At 63.2% G+C, this 21,003-nt stretch carries 14 protein-coding genes; 1 reads left to right on the forward strand and 13 read right to left on the reverse strand.

Annotated features, from left to right (window positions below; genetic code table 11):
- Positions 1-48 precede the first annotated feature (48 nt).
- The 6 genes from cphA to AC3QL3_RS16245 all read right to left on the reverse strand — a co-directional run bounded on the left by cphA (position 49) and on the right by AC3QL3_RS16245 (position 8,464).
- Complete coding sequence (gene cphA, locus AC3QL3_RS16220) at positions 49-2,847, reverse strand: cyanophycin synthetase (RefSeq protein ID WP_492895118.1); 2,799 nt, start codon at positions 2,845-2,847, stop codon at positions 49-51.
- Positions 2,848-3,033: 186 nt separating this feature from the next.
- Positions 3,034-3,411: a hypothetical protein gene (locus tag AC3QL3_RS16225; protein ID WP_492895119.1), complete on the reverse strand. Its 378-nt coding sequence runs from the start codon at positions 3,409-3,411 to the stop codon at positions 3,034-3,036.
- 34 nt (positions 3,412-3,445) lie between these two features.
- The gene (locus AC3QL3_RS16230) at positions 3,446-4,294 is read right to left on the reverse strand and encodes a cyanophycinase (protein ID WP_492895120.1); all 849 of its coding nucleotides are present in this window, start codon (positions 4,292-4,294) and stop codon (positions 3,446-3,448) included.
- Positions 4,295-4,373: 79 nt separating this feature from the next.
- The gene (locus AC3QL3_RS16235) at positions 4,374-5,564 is read right to left on the reverse strand and encodes a low temperature requirement protein A (protein WP_492895121.1); all 1,191 of its coding nucleotides are present in this window, start codon (positions 5,562-5,564) and stop codon (positions 4,374-4,376) included.
- Between the two features lie 75 nt (positions 5,565-5,639).
- Positions 5,640-6,284 carry a hypothetical protein gene (locus AC3QL3_RS16240; RefSeq protein WP_492895122.1) on the reverse strand — a complete coding sequence of 215 codons (645 nt, stop codon included), beginning with the start codon at positions 6,282-6,284 and terminating at the stop codon, positions 5,640-5,642.
- Positions 6,285-6,379: 95 nt separating this feature from the next.
- Positions 6,380-8,464, reverse strand: a complete 2,085-nt coding sequence (locus AC3QL3_RS16245; protein WP_492895123.1) for a S9 family peptidase — start codon at positions 8,462-8,464, stop codon at positions 6,380-6,382.
- 197 nt (positions 8,465-8,661) lie between these two features.
- Between AC3QL3_RS16245 and AC3QL3_RS16250 the strand changes: the two genes are divergently transcribed.
- Positions 8,662-9,465, forward strand: a complete 804-nt coding sequence (locus AC3QL3_RS16250) for a TetR/AcrR family transcriptional regulator (RefSeq protein ID WP_492895124.1) — start codon at positions 8,662-8,664, stop codon at positions 9,463-9,465.
- A gap of 64 nt (positions 9,466-9,529) precedes the next feature.
- Here the strand turns inward: AC3QL3_RS16250 and AC3QL3_RS16255 are convergent, their stop codons facing one another.
- From AC3QL3_RS16255 to AC3QL3_RS16285, 7 genes are all read right to left on the reverse strand, one after another.
- On the reverse strand, positions 9,530-10,516 hold the full coding sequence (locus AC3QL3_RS16255) for a hypothetical protein (RefSeq protein ID WP_492895125.1): 987 nt from the start codon (positions 10,514-10,516) through the stop codon (positions 9,530-9,532).
- A gap of 129 nt (positions 10,517-10,645) precedes the next feature.
- A complete protein-coding gene (locus AC3QL3_RS16260) occupies positions 10,646-11,725 on the reverse strand; it encodes a glycosyltransferase (RefSeq protein ID WP_492898959.1) in 1,080 nt (359 codons plus the stop codon).
- 125 nt (positions 11,726-11,850) lie between these two features.
- On the reverse strand, positions 11,851-14,502 hold the full coding sequence (locus tag AC3QL3_RS16265) for a glycosyltransferase (RefSeq protein ID WP_492895126.1): 2,652 nt from the start codon (positions 14,500-14,502) through the stop codon (positions 11,851-11,853).
- 58 nt (positions 14,503-14,560) lie between these two features.
- Positions 14,561-15,547, reverse strand: coding sequence for a hypothetical protein (locus AC3QL3_RS16270; RefSeq protein ID WP_492895127.1), 987 nt, complete (start codon positions 15,545-15,547; stop codon positions 14,561-14,563).
- Positions 15,548-15,620: 73 nt separating this feature from the next.
- Complete coding sequence (locus AC3QL3_RS16275) at positions 15,621-16,610, reverse strand: hypothetical protein (RefSeq protein WP_492895128.1); 990 nt, start codon at positions 16,608-16,610, stop codon at positions 15,621-15,623.
- Between the two features lie 170 nt (positions 16,611-16,780).
- Positions 16,781-19,882, reverse strand: a complete 3,102-nt coding sequence (locus tag AC3QL3_RS16280) for a TonB-dependent receptor (protein WP_492895129.1) — start codon at positions 19,880-19,882, stop codon at positions 16,781-16,783.
- A gap of 434 nt (positions 19,883-20,316) precedes the next feature.
- On the reverse strand, positions 20,317-20,850 hold the full coding sequence (locus AC3QL3_RS16285) for a hypothetical protein (protein ID WP_492895130.1): 534 nt from the start codon (positions 20,848-20,850) through the stop codon (positions 20,317-20,319).
- Positions 20,851-21,003: the final 153 nt, after the last annotated feature.

Raw genomic sequence — 21,003 nt, forward strand, 5'->3', positions numbered from 1 at the left:
CGGTGAGGCGGCGCGAATCGTCGAACGGCAGCGAGGCGGAGGCAGCGCTCAGTCTTCGCCCTCCCGCGACAGATGGATGCCACGCTCGTCGCGCACCACACCGCCGAGTGCGGCGAAGCTGGCTTCGTCGAACACCGGCTCGGCCACCGCCGGCACGCTCGGCGGCAACGGCGCGGCCGGTGTTTCCGGCGCGCCTTCGGGGCGGAACTTGATGATCTGCTTCCACGAGCGCACCAAGGCGTCGGCGAACACCAAGAGCAGATCGCCGGGGCGGCCCATGCGCAAGGCGGCGTCGATCGCCTCTTGCTCGTCGGGAATGATCGAAATCGAATCCTTGTTCACACCGGCGGCGAGCAGCGCCTTCGCCATGATGCGCGGCACCTCGTCGCCGTCGCGACCGCGCAGCGAGTCGTCGCGGCGGCAGACGTAGTGATCGAAGCGGTTGGCCACCGCTTCAGCGATCGAAACCAGGTCTTCGTCGCGGCGATCGCCGGGACCGGCCAACACCACGATGCGGCGGCCGGCGACGTCGAGCCGCTGCGCCAGATCGGCCATCACGCCGACCGCGTGCGCGTTGTGGCCGTAGTCGAACAGCACCTTGAACGGATGTTCGTTGAACACGTTCATGCGGCCGGGCGCTTGGAAGAAGGTGGTGTCGAACGTGCGCAGGCCTTGGCGGATCGCGTCGAGCTTGATGCCGAGCGCGAACGCGACCGCCGCGGCGAACATCGCGTTCTGCACGTTGTGCAAGGCGCGGCCTTCGAGCGTGGCCGGGATCAGATGCGTCCACAACAGCGGAATGTGGCTGCCCTTGTCGTACAGCGTGATCATCGAACCGTTGACGCCGGCTTCGAGCGCACAGGCGCGGCCGCCGGCGCGCACGTGCTCGCGCACCAGCGCGTGCGAGGGGTTCATGGTCACGTAGCAGATGACCTTGGCGTCGGTGTAGCCGGACATCTTCAGCACGTTCGGATCGTCGGCGTTGAGCACGGCGCAATCCTGCGCGATTTCGATGACGATCCGTTTGACCTCGGCCAGCTGGTCGAGCGTGTCGATGCCCTTCATGCCGAGATGGTCGGATTGGATGTTCAACACCGCGCCGACGTTGACCTCGCGCACGCCCATGCCGGCGCGCAAGAGGCCGCCGCGCGCGGTTTCGAGCACGGCGATGTCGATGTGCGGATCGGCCAGCACCATGCGCGCGGAAACCGGGCCGGTCATGTCGCCTTCGACCGTGCGCTGGCCGTCGATGTAGACGCCGTCGGTGGTGGTCAGGCCCGGCGTGTAGCCGGCCATCTTGGTGATGTGGGCGAGCATGCGCGCCGTGGTGGTCTTACCGTTGGTGCCGGTGATCGCCGCGATCGGTACGCGCGTGGGCGCACCGGGGGTGAACAGCATGTCCACGACCGGGCCGGCGACGTCGCGCGGCGTGCCTTCGCTCGGGCTCACGTGCATGCGGAAACCGGGCGCGGCATTCACCTCGCAGATGCCGCCGCCGATCGACTTGTAGCTCTCGGCGATGTTGGGCGAAAGGAAATCGACGCCGCCGACGTCGAGTCCGATCGCGCGGATCGCGCGCACCGCCATGTCGCGGTTGTCCGGATGGATGATGTCGGTGACGTCGGTGGCGGTGCCGCCGGTGGAGAGGTTCGCGGTCGAACGCAGGTAGACGATCTCGTCGGCTTTCGGCACCGAGCTCGCGCTGTAGCCGACGCGCTCCATCATCAGGCCCGCCTCGCGGTCGAGTTCGAGCCGAGTCAGTACTTTCTCGTGACCGACGCCGCGGCGCGGGTCTTGATTCACGATCTCGATCAGCTCGGCGATCGTGCGCGCGCCGTCGCCGACGACGTGGCCGGGCGTGCGCTTGGTCGCGGCGACCAGTTCGCCGTTGACCACCAGGAGGCGATGATCGTCGCCTTCGAGGAAGTTCTCGACGATGACCGAGCGCGAATGCTCGCGCGCAGCGACGAAGCCGGCGCGGACTTCCTCGTCGTTCATCAGGCGGATCGAGATGCCGCGGCCGTGGTTGCCGTTGTAGGGCTTGGTCACCACCGGAAAGCCGAGCCGGCGCGCGGCGCGGATTGCAGCGTCTTCGCTCTGCACCAGTTCTTGTTTGGGTACGGGCAGGCCGAGCGAGGCGAGGATCTTGTTGGTTTCCTCCTTATCGCTGGCGAGTTCGACTGCGATGTGCGGCGTACGCCCGGTCACCGTGGCCTGGATGCGCTGCTGGTATTTGCCGTGTCCGAGCTGGACCAGCGACTGCTCGTTCATGCGCAGCCACGGAATGCCGCGCTGCTCGGCCGCGCGCACCAAGGACGCGGTGGACGGACCCAGCGCGCGGCGCTGCGCGTAGCGGATGAACTCGTCGCGCGCGGTCGGCCAGTCCCAGTCCTCGGGCACGCTGCCGCGCGAACGCAACTCTTGCGGCAGCAGCGAGTTCAAAAGACGCAGTGCGAGCTCGCCGGCGGCGATGCCTTCTTCGCGCTGCGCGTATTCGTACACCACCGTGTACACGCCCGGGCGCGCTTCACCGACGCTGCGCGTCTTGCCGAAGGTGACGTCTTCGCCGGCGACGTTCTGCAATTCGATCGCGACGTGTTCGAGCACGTGGCCGAGCCAGGTGCCCTCGCCTTCGCGCATGCGGCGGATGAAGCCGCCCGGTTCGCGATAGGAGCAGCCGTGTTCGGACAGTCCGGGCAAGGCGGCGATCAAACCGTCGATGAAGCTGGCACCGAGCTTGGCCGTCGGCCATTGCTCGAGTTCGCCCAAATCAAGTTCGAGCCGGATCACCGGGAAGTGGGCGTACAGCGAGGGGCCGACGAAGACGGAACGATCGAGTATGCGCATTGCGGACTCCCTCTTTCAGGACAACGCGTCAATCCTTCTCCCGCCTGCGGGGAAGGTGGCCCGAAGGGCCGGATGAGAGAAACCCGGAGCGGCACGCTCCACTTCGATTCCCCTCACCCCAACCCTCTCCCGCCAGCGGGAGAGGGGAACGATCGGCTCCGCCAGAGAGCCGGCCGCAACGTCCTCTCAACAGTTGAGCTGCAGTTCCTTCATACGCCGGTACGTCGCCACGCACAGCACGACGCAAGCCAACGCGAACAGCACGAGAAACCACTCGACGCGTCCGGTTCGGAAGTACTCGAACGTGCCGAAGCCGCCGAACAGCACGGCGAACAAACCCCACATCACCGACGCCAACGGCAGGCGCGTCTTCGCGTCCCGGCCGATGCCGTAGATACGCTTGGCGCGCCGGTTGATCTCGCGCAGTTCGGTCAGCTCGGTGGCACAGACGTCGCTGCACACGATGCCGAACGGAAGATCGCCGGCACACGCGCGACAAAGCCCGCGTCCGCAGTTCTTGCAGATGCCGGCGGCGGCGGTCGAAGCATGCTTGAAGCACTCCATCGTCGATTCTCTCTCTGCGCGGCGCGGCGCCGTCTCAGTGATCCCGCTTGGACACGCCGAGCGATCCGGCCGAAGCGCGCCGCGTCTGCAGGTTGAAGGTGGCACCGGCGATGAGCACGTGCACTTTGAGCCCGAGCAGACACACCGGCTCGTCCTCGCTGGCCTGGTCCATCGAAGAAAACTGCAATTCGCCGGCGTCGACCACGGTGACCGCACCGCTGCCTTCGACTTCGAGCGTGTTGTCCGGGCGGATGAACGCGGCGGTGTCCTCGTCGAGGCCGATGCCGACCGCGAACGGGTTGTAGGCCAGCGCCGCGAGCAGACGGCCGAGACGGTCGCGCTGGCGGAAATGCTGGTCGATCACGAAACGATTGGTCAGGCCCAGGCCCGGCGCGAGGCGCACGCTGGCCGCAGTCGGCGAGCCGCCCTCCTTGCCGAACGCGATCATGTGTTCGCTCAGGATGCCGGCGCCGGCGCTGGTGCCGCCGACGTGCACGCCTTGCGCGTTGCGCGCGCGGATCAGCTGCGCGATCGGCGTGCCGCCGAGCATGGTCGAGATGCGCAGCTGGTTGCCGCCGGTGAAGAAGATGCCGCTGGCCTGCTCGATGCGCTCCCAGCGGTTCGCTTCGAGCGTGTCGCGGCGCGTGTCGAAATCGAGCGCGCTGACTCGGCCCGCGCCGAGTTCGGCGAAAATCTTCTCGTAACGCTCGCCGGTGTCGACCAGCTGGCTCGCGGTCGGAATCACCACGATGTCGGCATCGGCGCCGCCGCACAAGTCGACGAAACGTTCGAGAATGCGCGCGTCCTGGTGCTTTTCCTCGGCACCGCCGATCGGAACGATCCAGCCGCGCTCTGCACCGTCGCGGACCTTGCTGGGACTCATGCTGCCGACTGCCTCCTGATCGATTGCGTTCTTATCTGTACACGGACCCGCCGCCGCCTGCAACGTGCCCGGCGTGTCTTCAATGCCGCCGCGGCGCCGCGGGACGGCGCAGGGCCAGCGTTTCCCAGGCTGCGACCAGCATCAGCACCAGCGTGGTCGCGGCGCCGAGCGCCAGCGCCGAGAACAGGTGCAGCAGCGCCGGCGGCAGCAGCGCGAGCAGCAAGGCCAGACCGGCCAGGTGCGACAGCGGCGGCGTCGGTCGGTCGTTGGTGACCCATTTGAACAGCGCATTGCCGAGCAGATACAGGGCCGGGCCGCCGAGCATCACCGCGATACCGGCGCCGTCGGCGTGACCGGGATGCACTAGCACGATCTCGTCGGCGACCGCGCAGACGATGATTCCGCCGACGATCAGGACGTGCAGGTAGGTGTAGGCCACACGCGCGATGCGGCCCGGATCGTCGGAATGTTCGATGCGATGCGCGGCGCGCCCCGCGCCGGCGTTGAAGTAGACCAGCCACATCGCGATGCTGCCGAGGAAATTGACCACGAAGGCGGCGACCGTCAGCGGGTTCCAGGCCTGCTCCGCGAAGGTCGCGCCGGTGACCAGCAGCGACTCGCCCAGCGCGATGATCACGAACAGTCCGCAGCGTTCGGCCATGTGGCCGCCGTGAACGTCCCAATCCGCCGTGGTCGAACGGCCGAGCCCGGGCACGCGGAAGTACATCGCCGGCCCTGCGATTTCGATCAGGAGCGCCGCCGCCCAGCACAGAAACTGCGCGTTGCCGTCGAGGAACGCGCCGGCGATCCACAACATGCCCGACGTGCTCAGCCAGACCAGGATGCGCTGGAAATTGCGTCGCCGCGCCGTCGCTTCGTGGCGCACCGCCCACAGGAAAAACAAGGTGCGGCCGACCTGCATCCCGACGTAGGCGCCGATGAAGGCGAAGGTGCGTTCGCCGAAGGCCTGCGGGATCGAGGCCGACAGCACCAGCCCCGCCAGCATCAGCGCGAACAGGCACAGGCGCACCGAGGTGCGTTCCGGATCGAGCCAGTTGGTGACCCAAGAGGTGTAGACCCACACCCACCAGACGCCGAACAAGAGCAAGGCGGTTTCGAGCGCGCCGCGCGGATCGAGGTGCGCGAGCAAACGGTGCGACAGCTGCGTCACCGCGAATACGAACACGAGGTCGAAGAACAGCTCGACCATCGTGACCTTGCCGTCTTCCTGCCCGCCGCGCCGGCGCAGCAGGCTGCTCGCTTTGCTCATACCTTCCCCGTCACGCCGCTCCGACCGGCCATCCTAGCCGAGCCGCCGCCGGCCGACACGGCCGGTCACCGACATTTACGGAGTGTCGAAGCCGTCGGCGAAGATCGTGTCGGTGTCGGCCGGCGGGGTGAAATCGCCGGCCAGGTGCAGCACGATCGCATTGCCGTCGCCGGCGATGGCGTCGTTGATCTGGCCGCCGAAACCGCCGCAGTCGTTCGTGCCGACCGGCGGAATCGCAAAACTCGGGTCGGACAGATCGAGTCCGGCCGCCGACGCGGTTCCGGCGAGTTCGATCGCGATCGGCGCGAACACGCAGGTGCCGACATTGATCGGGCCGAGCACGCTTGAGGCCGAGATCACCTGCAGCCGCAATGCCGCCGGCGTCAGCGCGGCGACGCCGTCGGCAGCGACCGTGCCGCTGGATTGATCGGTCTGGCCGAGCTGATAGGTCACCGTGACCGGACCGAACGGCGAATCGAAGCTGGTGGTGGTCTGCGGAAAGGTCAGCGTGCCGGGCGCGATCGCTCCGCTCGTGCTGTCGTAGCCCGATCCCGCGAAGACGCCGCCGCTCGGCAGCGCGGCGCTGTCGCCGCCGACCGAGAGCGTGCCGCTGAGCGGAAAATCGACCGCGGCGGCCACTGCCGGCAGCGCCATCGAAGCGACGGCCAGGCACCAGGCCGCCGCGTATCGCGTCTTGATCTGCGTTGAAACGCTTTGCATCGTTGCCGCCCAATTGCGACGAAGCCCGCTCGATGGCGCCGCCGTCTTGCGCGAACCCCGCTCGTCTGGAGGGGGTTCGCGCACGGCCGGCGTCGTTACTTCTTCTTGTCCTCCGCCGCCGTCCACTGCTTCAGCCAAGCGTTGACGGTGTCGTGCCAGAGCACGCTGTTGTGCGGCTTGAGCACCCAGTGGTTCTCGTCGGGGAAATGCAGGAACTGGCTCGGAACGCCGCGCCGCTGCGCTGCCGTGAACGCGGCGATGCCCTGCTCGAGCGGGATGCGGAAATCCTGCTCGCCGTGCACCACCAGGATCGGCACGCGCCAGTCCTTGACGTGGTTGACCGGGTTGAATTTCTCGTAGCCGGCCGGGTCTTCGAATTGGGTCTTGCCGGCGTGCTCCCATTCGTCGAACCAGAGTTCTTCGGTCGAGTAGCTCATCATGCGCGCGTCGAACACGCCGTCGTGCGCGACGATGCACTTCCACGGCTGGTTCCACACGCCGGCGATCCAATACGCCATGAAGCCGCCGTAGGAAGCGCCGAGTGCGCAGGCGCGGTCGCCGTCGAGGAAGCGGAAGTTCTCCAGCGCCGCGGCCCAGCCGAGCTTGAGATCTTCCAGCGGCGCGCCGCCCCAGTCGCCGGAAATCGCGTCGGTGAACTTCTGGCCGTAGCCGGTGGAGCCGTGGAAATTGATCGCGACCACGGCGAAGCCTTGGCCGGCGTAGGTCTGCGGATTCCAGCGGTAATGGAAGTCGCTGGTCATCGCGCCTTGCGGACCGCCGTGGATGATGAAGGCGACCGGGTACTTCTTGCCGGCGCGGTAGTTGGCCGGCTTGACCACGTAGCCTTGCACCGAATCGCCGTTCGCACCTTGGAAGGTGAAGAACTGCGGATCGCCGAAGCGGATGTTCTTGAGTCGTTCGGCGTTGAAGCGCGTGACCTGCTTGAGGCCTTTGCCGCGCAGATCGGCGCTGTACAGATCGGTCGGGTGGCGGAAGTCCTGGCGCGCGACGGCGAGTCCCTTCTTGCCGACGTCGAAGCCGACCACGCCACCGCCGTCGACGATGCGCGTGACCTTGCCGCTGGCCGCGTCGATCGCGAACAGCGGATGCTCGCCTTTGTCGTCGGTGGTCGTGTACAGCGTCTTGCCGTCGGCGGATTCCTTCAGCGTCGAGGCCGAGCGGTCCCAGCTCGGTGCGACTTCCTTCTTCGCGCCGGTGGCCAGATCGATCGCCCAGATGCCGAAACGATCGGCCTCGAAGCCGGGCCGCTTCATGGCGAGGTAGTACAGCGTCTTGCCGTTCGCCGAGGCCAGCGGATAGCCGTCCCAGGCCGGGTTGTCGGCGGTCAGATTGCGCGGCTCGGAAGAACCGTCGGCCGGCACCGCGTAGATGTCGAAGTTGGTCGACCAGGGCTCGGTCGTGCCGGCGATACGCGCATTGAAATAGACGCTGGCGCCGTCGGGCGAGAACCCGTACTCGCCGTCGTCGCCGAACGGCTTGGACGGCACGTCGCCGTCGATGCCGCGGCTCAACAGGCGCGGCTCGCCCTGCACGCGGCCGTCGCCGCCGACGTCGGCGATGAACAGCTGCGAGCGGCGGCCGTCGGCCCAGGTGTCCCAGTGGCGCACGAACAGTTTGTCGTAGACGGTGCCGCTGGCCTTGTCGGCCTTGCGCGCGTCAAGGCGCTGCTTGGTGCAGGCGAGCGTGTCGCAGTCGGCGAATACGTCGACCGACAGCAGCACGTGCTTGCCATCGGGCGCGAGTTTGAAATTGTTCACATCGAGCGGCAACCAGGTGATCTGACGCGGCGCTCCGCCCTTCGCATCGACCTGCCAGAGCTGGCTGACGCCGTCCTTGCCGGCCAGAAAATAGACGCCGGCACCGTCGGCCGACCAGCGCGGACCCGCCGCACCCAGGCCGGTTTCGGTCAGGCGTTTGGGCGCGCCGCCGCCGGACGGTACGGTCCAGATGCTGCTGCGCCCTTTGTTCGCCTCGTAGTCGGTTTCGCGCAGCTGGAACGCGATCTGGCGCCCGTCGGGGGACAGCGAGGGGTCGCTGACGCGGTCCATCATGACCAGGTCTTGCACGGTGAACGGATGCGGTTCGGCTTGCACGACCGCCGGCGCGGCCACGGCGAGCGCGAGCGATCCCTGCGCGAGTACGGCGCGGAACGACTTCATCGGGCGTCTCTCCCTTGTTCGAGAACCAAAAATAGTAAGCGCCGCGGGCGTAGTGCGGAAGTAGGCCCCGCGCGGCGGGCGGAATCGGCCTCGGCAGCCCCCTACGCGCCGCTTTGCCGCAGTGCGGCGAACCCGTGCCGACCGCACTACGATACCCTTATGCTTAGGCAATTGGTTTCGCGAGGGCACATTCGTCGATGACGAGACAATCGATCCGGTCCGGCGGCACCAAAGCACGTCTGCTCGAAGCCGCGGAGACGTTGTTCATCGAACACGGGTACGAAGCGATGTCGCTGCGCCAGATCACGGCGCAGGCCGGTGCGAATCTCGCCGCGGTGAACTACCACTTCGGCAGCAAGGAAGCCTTGATGCAGGAGCTCCTGACGCAGCGGCTCGACCGCTTGAACGAGGAGCGGCTGGAGCTCTTGTCGACCTGCGAGAAAGAGTACGGCGAGCAGACGATGGACGTCTCCACCGTGCTCAGCGTGCTGTTCACGCCCGGCCTGCGGCTCACGCGCAGCGCCGTCGGCGGCGCGAACTTCCTGCGCCTGCTCGGCCGCGTCTACAGCGACCCCTCGCCCTTCATCCGCGAATACCTGCACGAGCACTACGAATCGATCTCGGGACGCTTCTTCGAAGCCTTCTCGCGCGCGCTGCCGCAGATGCCGCGCCACGAACTCGGCATGCGCCTGCAATTCAGCCTGAAGGCGCTGTCGGGCATGCTCGCCAGCGAGAACACCGACGAGCTGGCCGCGGCGATCTGCATCGGCGAGGAAGTGAAGGACACGCTGATGATCGCGCGCCTGATCGCGTTCATTTCGCCGGTGTTGACGACGCCGTTTGGGCAGACTCAGCAGGCTAGTGCGGTCGAGCGGGTGCTGCATCTGGCTGATGCGGCGGCCAGCGCGGTCGATGCACGGGCACAACCGGATTCGCGTGCGAAATCGCGTAAATCGGGCTCTGCGCTGCCGTCGTGGAAGCCGCGCGCGGTCGAGCCCTGACGCGGCGGCTCTCAGCGTAGGCCGGGCGGCCGATTCGCTGCTGCGGGGCGACGCTGCCTCGGAGTCAGTTTCCGGCGAAACCGCACGCGTCCCAGCCCTGCTCCGTGCCGGCGGTCGATGGGCCGCGGAAGTTCTGCAGGTTGGACTGCGCCCATTCGTCCGCGTCGGCGATCTGCGCCGGCGTCAGATTCGCGGCCGCAGCGGTGAGTTCGCGATCGATCTGGGCGATACGATGCTGCTCCGCGCCGAGGCGGTAGAGCTTCAGGTAGCGGTAGTGTTGCGCAGGATCAGTGCCGACCACACCGGCGAGCAGGCCTTGTGCACCCGGCTCGTAGGCTTGTTGCAAAAGGTCAACGACGCGCCAGTCGCCGGCGGCGAGGCCCGCGTCGATCATCGATTGCGCGTCGTTGCGGTAGGTCTGCAGCGACTCGGGATGTTCCAGCAGACTGCGCGAATCGTACAGCGGTCCGCGCCCGAGGTAACAGGCGCGAGCGTCTTCGTCACCAAGCTTCGCCGCCTGAGCGATGTTCGGCACCAGGCTGTCGAGCATCGCCTGACTGGCGTCGGCACAGAGCTTCTGCGTCTCGCTCACGGAACGTTGGCGCAGTTCCATCGCATCCAGCAGGAACTGATAGGTGCGCAGCTGCTCGGGCGTCATGTCGTCGGTCTTCTTACTGGTCAGTTCGTCCGAAGCGTGGCCATTTCTCCATTCCGATCCACGCAAGCGGTTGCAACGATTTACGTCGCGCAACAGCCGTGCAGCCGCTGACGCATCACCGGCGTTCGCACGCGCCTGCAGATCGGCGAAGGTGTCTTTCAGCGGAGTACCGAGCGCGGGGAGCGGGTCACCTTTGTGGGCTGCCGATGCCGGCTTGGGCGACAACGGCGTGTGCGCAGCTCGTTCGCTGCCCTTTACGGTGGCCGGTCCGGTCTCGGGATGGCTTGGCCCGGCCATCGCCGCAGGTGACGGCGCGTTCGCTCGTCCTAGGAAATAAGCCGCGGCGACGATGCCGGCAGCGAGCGCGGCGAAGAGCCAGTGTCGATACTTCATGACAAAAGATTCCCGATGCAAGACTCGTCGCCGATCAAATGTTTGCTGTAGTTACGGGCACAATCACGAAGGATACGCGGCATTCGCAGCGTACCGAATGAATCGCGGCCCGCACGTTCGCGTCGTCGATCACGCTGGCGCTTGGGAAGCTTCCAAGGCGGCTTCCAAATTTGCTTTGACTCGCTCGCGCTCGCTCGGTGGCAACCGTGGATCGGGCATCAGCTCTTGCCACAAACGAATACAGGTGTCGTAGTCATCGATGAAGTAAGCCGCGAGTGCAAATTCGTCACGCGCGCGCCAGTGGTATACCGTCAGATCTACGTTCAAAAGATCGTCCGGACGCTCGATCGAACAGGCGATGCGCGCGAAGGTGTACGCGACCGCATAACGCTCGTGAGACCGCGCATGTCGCGCCAGCTCGCACGGCGCCTCGGCGCGCTGGGGGCGATAGTCATAGGCGTCGAGATAGGCCGCGAGGACGTCTTCGTAGCCGGCTCCAATTCGCTCTTGCAGTACCGCGATCTGAAACTTCGAGGCATACACTTCTTCGAACCAACCGCCGATCCGGACGCGGCGCTCGTAGGCCTCGATCGCCTCTTGCAGCCGGCCCGCGTCGCGCAGCGTTTGGGCGAGATAGAACGTGTAGCGCGGGTTGTCCGGAAAATCGACCAGCGCCTTCCGCAGCAGGTCGATGTCGTGTGCGTATCTTTGCTGCAATGGCTGCTGGCTGCGCACGCCGCCACCGAGCATGCGAATGCGAGCACCGTCGAGTTTGGTTTTCCAAACTTCGGCCAGCCGGGCTGAGTTTGGCACTTCGTGAATGACGCCTTCCCAGACCCAATCCAAGCCGAGCTTGAGCAATTGCACTCGATACCAGGATTGGACGCCGATCACGATCTCCACCATGTAGCCCGCCGCTCCGAGCGTGCCCCAAGAAAAATCGTCGGCCACTTCGAGCACGTCGTCGGCGTCGATCACCAACGCATAGTCGCCGTGCCGGTGCGCCAGCTGCAGCGCCTCGTTGCGGCCGTGCGCAAAGTCGATCCAGGGCCGTTCGATCAGCTCTCCCGGCAGGTCGGCCAATAAGGCACGAATTCGTTCCTGTGTGCCATCGGTGCTACCAGTGTCGACGATCGCCCAGGAATCGATGTGCGGGCGCACCGAACGGATGCAGCGCTCGATCACCTGCGCCTCGTTCTTCACGATCATGTTCAAGCAAACGCGCACGCAGACTCCCGTTAGTAATGCCCAATCATCCTGCGATGTAGCGACATCCGGCTTCTTCTCCGAACGCGTTCATCGCCCCACCACGTCGGCGCGCTTCAAAAAGCGGCTCAAGCGAGTGAAATCTCCTTTTGCTCGTTTCGGCTTCGCAGCTCGTTGCGCGCGGTTTCCAAATTGTTCTGCATGCGTTCGCGCTCGGCAGCCGGCACTTCCGGGACGGCGAGAATTTCTTCGTACAAGCGTACGCATGTAGCGTAGTCGCCGAGGGAGAAGCAGGCGATCGCGAGTTCGTCGCGCGCGCGCCAGCGATAGACGCCGGTGTCGACGATCACCAAATCTTCCGGCAACTCGATCGAGCAAGCGATGCGCGCGAACGCGTAGGCCGCCGCATGACGTCCGTTCATGCGCAGATAGCGAGCCAGCTCGCACAAGGCCTCGGCGCGTTGCGGACGGTACTCGTAGGCGTCCAGATAGGCGGCGACAATCTCCGCGTGCCTCGCCCCCATGCGCTCCTTCAGACAGGCGATCTGAAACTTCGAATAGCATACTTCCTCGAACCAGCCGCCGATTTCCACTCGGCGTTGATACATTTCCATCGCCTGCTGCAGGCGTCCTCGCTCGTTCAAGGCCTGAGCGAGGTAGAAGGTGTAGCGTGGATTGTCGGGCAGGTCGATCAGCGCGCGACGTAGTACCTCGATGTCTTTTTCGTATTTGTGCTCTAACGGCTGCTGGCTGCGCGCGCCGCCGCCGACAATGCGGATGCGCGGGCCTCGAAGCTTGGTTTTCATCACGGCTTCGAGATGCGAGGAGACTGGCACTTCGTGGATCACCCCCTCCCAGACCCAATCCAAACCCATGCGCATCAATGCGACACGCCAAAAGGACTGGTTGTCACCGAAGACGATCTCGAACATATAGCCCGGCGCGCCCAACTCGCCCCATTGAAACCCCGGATCTGCCTCGAATAGATCGTCAGCGTCGATCACCAGGGCGTATTCGCCGTGTTTCTGCGCCAGCTCGAGCGCTTCGTTGCGATTGTGCGAAAAATCGACCCAGGGTCGTTCGATCAGCTCGCCCGGCAAGCCTGCGAGCAGAGTACGGACCAGCTCCTGCGTGCCGTCGGTACTACCGGTATCGGAAATCGCCCAACTGTCGATGTAGGGCCGCACCGAACGAAGACAGCGTTCGATTACATGCGCCTCGTTCTTTACGATCATGCTGAGGCAAACGCGCGGACGTTTGGCCACTTCGGGCCGCTGCATCGCGGACGATCGCTCAGTGCCGCGGCTGTACCAATCTTCCGCACGCGATTTTTCTTCCGCTCCGAGTAGGCGCTTCTTGAAAACGACGTGCATCGAATCGACCGCACGGGGCGTGCGAAATATCTGCTCGTCCGTCATCCCGGTGCTGCGTAGACTCTGACCGAGCGGACTCAGGGCCATTTCGTTGCTGACCAAATCGAATCGCGCCTCGCGCCAACCGAGATACCAATGCCAGTCGGTGTAGTAGAGCCAGCTACGCTCGTTGAACGCGCGCACGTGAGTGGGATCCTGCCAGGCGCCGTAGGAAAGATCGTAAGGCACGCTGTTTCGCATTTCGCCGCCGACCTTCAGCAAGTCGAGGCTGCGCGTCATCAGACCGACCAAATCCGGTACGTGCTCGAGTACGTCTTTAGTTTCGATCGATTCGAAAGCGCCTGGATCGAAGCGCAAGAGACCAAAGCGGTGGCTGAAGTGCACACGGCGGAAGGCCCCCGCTTCGGTCAGATCGCAAACGACGTCGGGATTAGTTTTGGCATCGATGTCGATATTGAGCGCATCCGCCCGCCAGTCCTTGCCGCTCCCTAAGTTGATCCGTTTGGGCAGCGGCAAGACCAGCTCGGACAGTGCCTCGGCGAGCATCGGCGCCTGATCACGCTGCGAAAAGATCTCGAAACCGCGTTGCTCCAGAGCATGACGACGTTCGTCGTCATGCACCAATTCGACGCAAGTCTCCACCAGCTGCGAGTACGGAACGCAGGCCATCGCATCGCGCAGTTCGGCATTGATTTCCGTGTTGTCCTCGCATTCGCAGACGATGGCCTTGCGATTGGAAAGCAAGTAGGAACTGCGCACGATCTCGTGTACTTTCGCATCGTATATGTGCACGTTCAGCACCAGCTTGCTGCGTGCGATCCAGCTGTCGCGCTCTTGCCCATAGACGCCGAACAAGGTTTTCACCTTGAGGCCGGCGGCGCGGAGGGCGTCGATCGCCTGCTGTCGGCGTGGATTGGTCGAACCGTAGAACAGCACGTCGATGTCCTGCTCTGCCGCAGGGGCAATGCGCGAAAGTTCCGCCCTGTAGCCGATGCCCAGAAACTGTACGTGCCGATTTGCGGTTTGGGCGCGGATCTTGGCGACGTTGCGGCGCGAGTAATCGAGCACAGCGTGTGTGCGCAACTGCTCGAGATAATACGGATGAAAAAAAGGAGAATCAGCGCCCAACTGCTCGAAGTTGAGGATGACGGAGCTGGGCGGCAGGACGTTTCCTTGACCGAGCAGGTGCGCTCCGATGATCAGATTGGTGCTGTCCACGTCGAGCTCGTTGACGGCGGTATCGACAGTGCAACCTAGCGCACGCAATGCACAACCTAGGCTAAGGACTAGCTCGTCGAACGCGGCGGCATGGGCGAAACCGTCGGGCTGAATCAAGACGAGCCGCACGCGCTCGAATAGGGAAGGCAATTGCAGTGACGTCGCTGCCATTGGAAATTGGATACTCAAGCGATCTGTTGGACGAACGGCCGGCTGGACCGCGCAATCGAGCATGTCTCGGACGAGATCAGAACGCGCATGCGTTGCCCCACGTCATTGTCGATTCGCTCACGTCGTTGCCGCGAAATTGATTCTGGTAGGTGTCCTGCGCCCAGGCATCCGCTTCCGCTAATTGCGCCGCAGTCAAGGACGCTGCGGCAGCGACCATCTTTCCTTCAACCTTTGCAGCAGAATATTGGTCGTACTGGAGGTGGTAACCGAGGCGATAGAGTTTCAAAAAACGGTAGCGTTGGACCGGATCGAAATCCAGCATCCCACCGAGCAGGCTGTTGGAATCGGGCGCGTATGCGTCGTTCAATATCTCGACCACCCTCCAGTCGCCGGCGCCGATCCCGGCTTGCACTAGCGATGGTATGTTGGCTCGATACTGCTCGAGTACTTGCGGCCGACCACCAAGGCTACGCATGTCCAGACCCGGTCCTTGCTGAAGTACGCAAGCTCTCGCGTCAGCGTCGCCCAGTTCGGCGGCTTTTTGCATCGCCCCGAAGCGCTCACCGAACATGTCGCTAGTGACGCCGTCGCACAGGTGGTGCAGGCGTTGTAAGTTTTCCTTGTTGAGTTCGACGCTATCGAGTTCAGCCTGATACGTTTCCAACTGCGTCGAGTCCATCCCGTCCACAGCTCTTTTCAGTATTTCTTCAGAGAGGGAAGAAACTACCGATTCGGTGCCGGACAAGCTTCGGCAGCGACTCAAATCGCGATACAGGCGGGTTGCCGCTTCGACATTACCGGCCTTCGCCTCGCGCGACAACTCCGTGAAAGCGTCTTTCAGAGGTTGGATGTCGGGCGGCATACCCGACAAAGCCCTGCGTGCTTTCTTGAGCTCGGACGCCTTTACGGCGCGCTCCTCCGAATTCGACGCTGTCGGCGCGGCTGGCGTCAGCACCGCCGTGGCGGTCGGCACCGACCCCTTCCATTGGAAACGGGTGATGAAGTAGCCCAGGACGGCCGCGAGAAGAGAGAGCGATACGATGGCGATGGATCGGCGGCGCATGGCTGAAGCTCCTGCAGGACGGCCTTCACGGCCGCCCTGCAGTCATTTGAGTCTAGGGTCGGCCGACCTCTCCTTACGGAGTGGCTTGACCTGAAACGACATACCCTAGCGTAATCCGCGAGTTTCCGTTCAGAACCGCGGTGTTTTTACCGGATGCGGAAGGCAGGCCTACTTTCAAGTTGACCGCGCCCGAAACCAAGGCATCCAAGAGCTGGGTCAGGATCGGCAAACCGAGGGCGATATTGCCGCAACCTTTGGCGGCTGGTACCGCAAACGAGTTGTCGACCAAGGTGCTGCCGTCGACCTTGATGTAGCTGTAGTAGTTCGTTACGTCGGTCACGACCTCTTCGTACGTGCCGACATTGCCGGTGATCGGCTGATTCGGCGGCGGCGGATTGGTCGTCGACGTCCGCAGGTTCACCAGAACCGGATTTTCCGCGGAGCCGATGTAGCAGGTGTTGCCGAGGAAGGGGTTCGACAGACGCACGCGCAACGGCAGCGTCGCCGCTGTCGGATCGGTGCCGTCAGTGGGCGGATACAGCGCGTAGATGAAGACGGTTTGAACGGGAGCGACCAGCTCCATCGTCGCGGTCACGTCGTTGACCGAGTTGACGATGTTCCAGAACGCGACCCACAGCGGGAACGGCCAGTTCGGTAGCGGATTGGTGATACCCAGCAGGCCTCCGGGGACGTGTCCCGGCGGAGACGACAGCGTCGGCGCACCGACTGCATCGTACAACGGCGATCCGTTCAAGTAGGTCAAGCCGCCCTGCAGCACGATTGGAGAGTCGATTGGTAGGGTGGTGGAGCCGATCGTGAAGGCACCCGACGTCGTCTCGTTGTAGAGGCAGTTGCCGTAGTCGCCTACATTCGGATCGGTATATGGGCAATGCTCGAATACCTTGTAGGGGCCGGGCAGCGTGATTGCAGCGGCACTCTTCGGAACGACAGCGGTGGCGGCCAGCGCAGCCGTGAGCGCAAAGGTCAATGCGTGCAGCGATTGTTTCAACATAGCAATCTCCCGTGTTTCGACAAAAGCAATAAAGGCCTCCGGCCGGGGCATGAGCACCAGCCGCCGAAACAGCCTTCGACATCCTTGTCGGTCTTCTAAAAGCGATATCGCCGGAGCGAGGCTGTTTCGTCGAACGCTCAGGCGAATGAACCGACTTTTCTCCCATCAAGAACGGGGTCATCGTGCAGCGACCGCCATTCCTGCCCGCCACTTCGTCGGAATCAATAGAACCCCTTGCGCACACTCAGACCGATCATGCGCGGATCTTGCAGGAACACGTTGGAGGTCAGACCGGTGTCATCGCTGTTGAGGAAGGTACCGGTGATCGCCTCGCCGCCCAGCGCATTCTTGACGTACAGCTGTACAGTGAGATCGTCTTCCAACCTCTGCCAGGTCAGCGACAGGTTCACGTTGCCCCAGTCGTGCAGGCGATCGATCTTGTCTTGATAGATGCGTGCCCAGCTCTCACCTTGGTAGTACAGGTCAGCGCGCAGAATCAGGTCGCCGTGATCGGTGAAGAAGGTGTATTGCGGGCTCACGCTGACCGTGATGTGCGGAGCGTTCGGCAGGCTGTGGCCGCCTACGTTCTTGGCGAAACCTTGACCGCCGTTCGGACCGTCGGTGCGCGGATCGTAGTACCAAGGGAACAGCCCCGCGAATGGATTGTCGGGAACGTTGGCCCACGCGCCGCTGCCGAGCGGGTAGTTGTAATTGCAGAAGCGATTGAGCTGATTGAGCGCGTCGATCCCGATGCTTTGGAAGAAAGCCAATACATCGGATACGTACGCCCGCGGCGCGACGCAGTTCGACGAGTTCTGCAGCCAAGGCCGCACGACGACCCAGTCCGGATTGCCGTTGGTGCGGTCCATCGGGTCGATCGAGTACTGATTGGAACCGATACGCGTGCCGAGCAAACCGAGGTTGCCGCTCAGCTGGAACGAAGGCGTCGGTTTCCAGGCCGCCTCGAGTTCCAGGCCCCAGGTCTTGGCGTCGAAGTTTTCGTTCAGAGTTGCGCGGTCCTGGATCTGCGAAACCTGATAGTTCTTGTAGTCGTTGTAGAACAAGGTCGCGTTGACGATCAGCTTGCCGTCGGCCATCACGTTCTTCGTGCCGAACTCCAACGCGTTGACGTATTCGGCCTTGAACTTCGGATCGCGCTGCGGAAAGGAAAGGTAGCGAGGGTCGGCGCCAATACCTGGCGAGTTGGTTCCGCCGGCCTTGTAGCCGCGCGAGAACGAGCCGTAGAACATCGTACTGTCGGTGAACGAGGTCTGCGGCGTCCATTCCAGCACTACGCGACCGGTCGGCTCGTTCCAGGTCTGGCGAATCTCCGGCTGCGACGGATAGCCGCTGCTGACGTAACCACCACCGTAGAACCCTTCCGTGAGCAGCGCCTGACTCGGAATCGGCGTGGTGAATTTGCGGTCGTTGGTGAAGCGCAAGCCAGCGGTCAGCTTCACAGTGTCGGACAACTGCCAATACGTTTCGCCGAAGACAGCCGCCGATTTAGTTTCCGCCACGTTCCAGCTACGAAAATAATTGTGGCCCTGGCCATTTATGCGATTGAGAGGATTCGGATCGAGATAGAGACAGGCCGTCGCGAGAGGATTGCTCGGATCTATCGGCGCACGCGATCCCGGAGCGCAACTCACGGGCGGAGCGTACATGCCCGCGCCGCCGTAACCATTGAGGAACGTCTGCCCCAACAATGTGAACATGTTGTTGAAGACGTAATAGTTCTCGTCAATCTTGTAGTGCAGATAGTTGGCACCCACGCTGAAATTGAAGGCGCCGTCGAACGAGGATTGCAGACGGAATTCCTGCGACCACTGCGTGCTGTACGCCGTGTTCAGGTCGACCAGCAGCATACGATCGGACGGGCCCAATTGCGGATCGTTGAATACGCCGCCTGGAATCAGGTCGAACACCGGCGCGCCATCGGGCGGGCCGTTGGGCGGAAAACCGATCACGCCATCGGAGGTATTGGCGAATATCTTGTTCGACTGAAAACGCGCGTAGTCTTGCGAGGAATAGTAGCGATCGCGCGTATACAGGGTCTGCGAGATGAACTTCAATCCGTCGCTGACTTCGGCGTCGAAGTTGATCTGCGCGACATCATTCTTGGCCTTGAAGATTGGATCGTAGGTCGTCGCAATGCGGCGCAAATCCTTCGATTGCACCAGACCCTCGTACGGATCGATCCCAGGCGGCACGGTATAGACCGGCCCCGAGCCATCCCTTCTGAAGCCCAGAAGTCCTGGCTGCGATGCTGCGGCGAGAATCCAGGGCAGGCCGCTGCCGTTGGGTGTTCCGAATGCCGCGTCGCCGTACAAGGAACCGTCGAGGCAACCTTGATTGAAATAGGGGCGGTCGGCGACCGAAGGTACGATGCCGTTGAACTCCGCCGGTCCCGGATCGCGATGGCAAAGCTGCTTACCGGTACGCGAGCGGTCGTCGTTCTCGTTGAAGTGCTCCCATACGATGCTGGCATTGACACCTTCGGCAGGCTTCCAAGCCAACGACAGTCGCCCCGACCACAGATCGCGGCCATTGACGTTCTGGCGCGTCACCTCGTTGTAATCGTAGCCGTCACGATCCGTCCATGCCCCCGCGGCACGGAAAGCCAGGCTTTCACTGAGAGGCACGTTGACCATGCCGCTGAAGCGGCGGCTGTCGTAATTGCCGACCTCGGCTTTCACCCAAGACTCGAACCCGTCGAAACTCGGCAGATTCGGAATCATGTTGACCACGCCAGCGGTCGCGTTGCGGCCGTACAGCGTGCCTTGTGGGCCGCGCAGCACCTCGACACGGTTGACGTCGAAGTACTCCTGCTCGAACAAACGGTTGCGGATCATCGGCGTCGAATTGAAGCTGACCGCGACGGCCGGGTCGGTCGTCACCGACAGCGCCTGCGTACCGATGCCGCGAATCTGGAAGTTGTACATCGAGAAATTGGTCTTGGTGAAAGCGACGTTCGGTACTGCCGTCACCAGATCGCCACCACTTTCGATCTTGCGGTCGCTCAAATCCTCGCCGCCGAAGGCGCTGATCGCGATCGGCACTTTTTGAATGTTCTCGACCTTCTTCTGCGCAGTAACGGTGATGGTTTCGAGCTGAGTGGAATCCTTGGCTGACTTGCCCTTGGCCTTCGAAGACGGCGCGGACGCGGGAGTCGACGGGTCCTGCTGCGCAGCCTGCGGCGCATCCGCAGCATCAGGCGTGGCCTGTTCGTTCGTATCGCCTTGCGCATAAGCCGCGGCCCCCTGAAGCAAGGCCAGCCACAGCACATTACGACGCAGGCGGGTTTTTGAGTGGTATTGCACTTCAGCCATTTTCCGTCCCCGTTACAATCGCGGCATCGTTAGAAAAACAACTAGTTATGAACTCTCTGACGAAGCGATTTCGCTTCAATAGTCGACTGCCGCTCTATGAGAGGCGGCAGGATCACTTTCTCTCTTTTTCTTCGTAAATCCGATGGCTTCTTTCCAACGCGGATATCGTCGATCGCCCGTATCTCGATTAACACATGAGCAAAAATCGATCTGAACCGATACTTGCATCGAAATGAGACAGCGACACAGTTCGGCGAAGAGCGCAATGCCGCAGCTGTTTCTCCGCCGGCCTCACTGCAGCACGTAGCATCCGCTAGGTCGCCGTCGAAACGGGAAGGGCGTTACCGCCCTTCCCCCAACGTTTCGGGCCGAAAGGACAACTTCGGCGCAGCCGCCACATCGACCACTCTTGACTGATCGTGAAATCAGTGGATGTACGTGGTCGGCGTGCTGGTCAGATTGCCCGTTGAACGGACCACGCAGCTCGCACCGCCCGGCGCACTCAAAGTGCCGACGAAGGTTAGCTGGCCCGGACCGAGCGAGCCTACCGCGGCATTCGAACCATTCAGCGTTCCGTTCACCGAGCCCGTGCAGGTCTTGTTGATCGGCGCCGGCAAGAAGATCGTGATCGGACCAATGACCACATTGTTCGTTCCGCTCACCGAAGTCGGCACGCTGATGTTCCAGGGTGTTACGGCATTGATGGTCGAGCAGGACACCGGGGTGAACGATGCAGAAGTGACTTTGTCACCCGATCCTGCGACGCCCGTCAGCGTGAAGGTGGACGTGCAAGCAAGCGAGCCGCCGGAAATGGCGATCGTCGGGCCGGAGAACTTGGGATTGAAGACCGCCGAACCAGCCGAAGGATCGTTGAAATAATCCAACGCCATTGCCGAGGACGCTGCCAGCGTGCAGGCGGAAACCAGAGAACCCGTGACGATTTTCTTTACGGTTTTCATACTAAGACCCTCTTGGGCTAGATGAAGAATGGCAAGGCGTTTCTTCTTCGTCTTACTTCGTTTAATCGACGAAGTATTCCTCGACGCCGCCGCCTTGCAAGACGGCGCCAACAGGCTGCTTGATCGCTTGACTAGAAACTCCGTCGAATGTGC

Source organism: Dokdonella sp. GW821-FHT11D02, assembly GCF_058808595.1.

Excerpts from the sequence above, each read along its gene's own strand:
- AC3QL3_RS16285 (WP_492895130.1), bottom strand. The coding sequence starts at position 20,850 with ATGAAAACCGTAAAGAAAATCGTCACGGGTTCTCTGGTTTCCGCCTGC.
- AC3QL3_RS16225 (WP_492895119.1), bottom strand. The coding sequence starts at position 3,411 with ATGGAGTGCTTCAAGCATGCTTCGACCGCCGCCGCCGGCATCTGCAAG.
- AC3QL3_RS16275 (WP_492895128.1), bottom strand. The coding sequence starts at position 16,610 with ATGCCCCGGCCGGAGGCCTTTATTGCTTTTGTCGAAACACGGGAGATT.
- AC3QL3_RS16245 (WP_492895123.1), bottom strand. The coding sequence starts at position 8,464 with ATGAAGTCGTTCCGCGCCGTACTCGCGCAGGGATCGCTCGCGCTCGCC.
- AC3QL3_RS16260 (WP_492898959.1), bottom strand. The coding sequence starts at position 11,725 with ATGATCGTGAAGAACGAGGCGCAGGTGATCGAGCGCTGCATCCGTTCG.
- AC3QL3_RS16250 (WP_492895124.1), top strand. The coding sequence starts at position 8,662 with ATGACGAGACAATCGATCCGGTCCGGCGGCACCAAAGCACGTCTGCTC.
- AC3QL3_RS16230 (WP_492895120.1), bottom strand. The coding sequence starts at position 4,294 with ATGAGTCCCAGCAAGGTCCGCGACGGTGCAGAGCGCGGCTGGATCGTT.
- cphA (WP_492895118.1), bottom strand. The coding sequence starts at position 2,847 with ATGCGCATACTCGATCGTTCCGTCTTCGTCGGCCCCTCGCTGTACGCC.
- AC3QL3_RS16255 (WP_492895125.1), bottom strand. The coding sequence starts at position 10,516 with ATGAAGTATCGACACTGGCTCTTCGCCGCGCTCGCTGCCGGCATCGTC.
- AC3QL3_RS16270 (WP_492895127.1), bottom strand. The coding sequence starts at position 15,547 with ATGCGCCGCCGATCCATCGCCATCGTATCGCTCTCTCTTCTCGCGGCC.
- AC3QL3_RS16235 (WP_492895121.1), bottom strand. The coding sequence starts at position 5,564 with ATGAGCAAAGCGAGCAGCCTGCTGCGCCGGCGCGGCGGGCAGGAAGAC.
- AC3QL3_RS16240 (WP_492895122.1), bottom strand. The coding sequence starts at position 6,284 with ATGCAAAGCGTTTCAACGCAGATCAAGACGCGATACGCGGCGGCCTGG.